Below are 2,354 nucleotides of genomic sequence, written 5' to 3'. Positions count from 1 at the left end.
CATGGTGTCGTAGATCGCCATGCCGGCCGTGACGGAGCCGCCCGGGGAATTGATGTACAGGGAGATGTCGCGGTCCGGATCCTCCGCGGCGAGGAGGAGCATCTGGGCGCACAGGCGGTTGGCGATGTCGTCGTCGACCTGGGTGCCGAGGAAAATGATCCGCTCCCGCAGGAGACGCTCATAAACGGAATCCGACAGGTTGAGCCCCGAACCCGGGGCGCTCGCCTGCGGAGTGGTGAGTTCTCTGGTCTTCTCGCTGCTCACGGTCTACCTACCAATCATCGTGGGTATTCGAGCGATGCACGCCGAGCCTCCCGGCTCGCGGCACCGCACCTTTGTGTCTTTTGTCCTGCCATCGACAGTAACCAAAACCCGGCACCCGAAAGTCCCGCGCACGCCGATGTTCGCTGTGAGCGTCCCGCGCCCCCCGCTCACCCTGCACCGAGCCGGATGACGGCGGACGTACGGCGGCGGCCCCGCCCTCCCGAATTCTCGGTAGGGACGGGGCCGCTGCGCCGTGGATGTGGCGGACGCTACTTCTCGTCGCCCTCGGCCGGGTCGGACTCGACGGCGTCGGACTCAGAAGCGTCAGACTCCTCGGACTCGACAGCAGCACCGAAGTACTTCTCGGTGTCGACCTCGTTGCCCGCGGTGTCCTTGACGTTGGCGCCGAGGATCAGCTCGGCGAGCGCCTTGGAGCGGCGGACATCGGCGTAGATCGCGCCGATCTGGTTGTTCTGGACGACCTGCTGCAGGAACTGGTTGGGGTCCATGCCGTTGCGCTGCGCCTGGAACATGATGTGCTGCATGAGTTCGTCCTGGCCGACCTCGAGGTCCTCGCGACCCTCGGCGGCGGCGTCGAGGAGGAGCTGGGTGCGCACGGAGCGCTCGGCGCCCTGGCGGACCTCGGCGTCGAACTCTTCGCGCGAGGTGCCCTGGGCCTCGAGAACGGAGTCGATGGTCGAGTCGTCGTGGGCGGCCTCGCCGAAGATGTTGTGGATCTGCTGGTGCGCCTCGGCATCGACGACGCCCTCGGGGACCTCGAAATCGGCCTTCTCGAGGAGAGCCTCGAGAACGGCGTCGCGCACGGCCTCGGCCTGCTCGCCGGCGGCGCGCTCGGCGACCTGCTCGCCGAGGTTCTCCTTGAGCTCGGCGATCGTGTCGAACTCGGAGGCCATCTGCGCGAAGTCGTCATCGGCCTCGGGGAGCTCGCGCTCCTTGACAGAGTTGACCTTGACGGTCACGCTCGCGTCCTTGTCCGCGTGCTCGCCGGCGAGGAGCTTGGTGGTGAAGTCGGCGGACTCTCCGGCGGAGAGGCCCTGCACGGCGTCCTCGAGGCCCTCGAGGAGCGTGCCGCTGCCGACCTCGTAGGACAGGCCCTCGGTGGTCGCCTCGGGGACGGGCTCGCCGTCGACCGTGGCCGAGAGGTCGATCGAGAGGAAGTCGCCCTCCTTGGCGGCGCGCTCGACGCCGGTGAGGGTGCCGAAGCGGGCGCGGAGGTTGTCGAGCTCGGCGTCGATGTCCTCGTCGGAGGTCGAGAGCTCGGGGACCTCGATATCGAGCGAGGAGGCCTCGGGGACGGTGATCTCCGGGCGTACGTCGACCTCGGCGACGAACTCGACGACGTCGTTGTCCTCGATCTTCGTGACCTCGATCTCGGGCTGCGCCAGCGGGTTGACGTCGTTCTCGGTGAGCGCCTCGGAGTAGCGCGCCGGAATCATATCGTTGACGACCTGCTCGAGGACGGCACCGCGACCGACGCGCGCCTCAATGATCTTCGCCGGCGCCTTGCCGGGGCGGAAGCCCGGGACGTTGACCTGGCCGGCGAGGGCCTTGTAAGCGCGATCGAAGTCCGGCTTGAGCTCCTCGAAAGGCACCTCGACGGTGATCTTGACCCGGGTGGAAGCGAGCTGCTCGACGGTGCTCTTCACTGTGGACATTCTCCTTAATGGTTTGCCTCACGCCATTCGGCGCGCATTTCTCTATACGGGCGCCACCGATCCGCGGAACACCGCGGGGTCCGATGACACGACAGTCGGGATGACAGGATTCGAACCTGCGACCCTCCGCTCCCAAAGCGGATGCGCTACCAAGCTGCGCCACATCCCGGATCCTCGCGGCGTCGGCACCATGTCCGCGCGCGACCGGATTACGACCTGGGTGCGCACGCGAAAAAGCGCCACATCGACGCCGATTCCCCAATGGTACGCGAGCGGCAAGGCGATGGATAACCGGCCCGCGAGCAGGACAGCCACCCGCCGAAGCGCCGATCAGGACTCGGATGACGACCCGGCCGAGAGCAACGTTTGGCGGCCCCGGGCGCTCAAGGTAGGCTGACGGGAGTCACGCGGACC

Annotated in this window: 2 protein-coding genes and 1 tRNA gene; all 3 read right to left on the bottom strand. The window is 67.3% G+C overall.

Annotated elements, in window-relative coordinates:
• Window positions 1–264, bottom strand: a 264-nt coding sequence (locus V7E05_RS13700; RefSeq protein WP_333620191.1) for an ATP-dependent Clp protease proteolytic subunit, incomplete at its 3' end; no start/stop codon positions are given.
• Between the two features lie 269 nt (window positions 265–533).
• Complete coding sequence (gene tig / locus V7E05_RS13695; protein ID WP_333620192.1) at window positions 534–1,931, bottom strand: trigger factor; 1,398 nt, start codon at window positions 1,929–1,931, stop codon at window positions 534–536.
• Window positions 1,932–2,035: 104 nt separating this feature from the next.
• A tRNA-Pro gene (locus V7E05_RS13690) sits at window positions 2,036–2,109 on the bottom strand.
• Between the last annotated feature and the right edge of the window lie 245 nt (window positions 2,110–2,354).

This window comes from Dietzia sp. (assembly GCF_036741115.1).
Taxonomy (GTDB): domain Bacteria; phylum Actinomycetota; class Actinomycetes; order Mycobacteriales; family Mycobacteriaceae; genus Dietzia.
The sequence above is the reverse complement of the archived record's forward strand: the minus strand, read 5'-3'. Positions and strand labels throughout refer to the sequence as shown.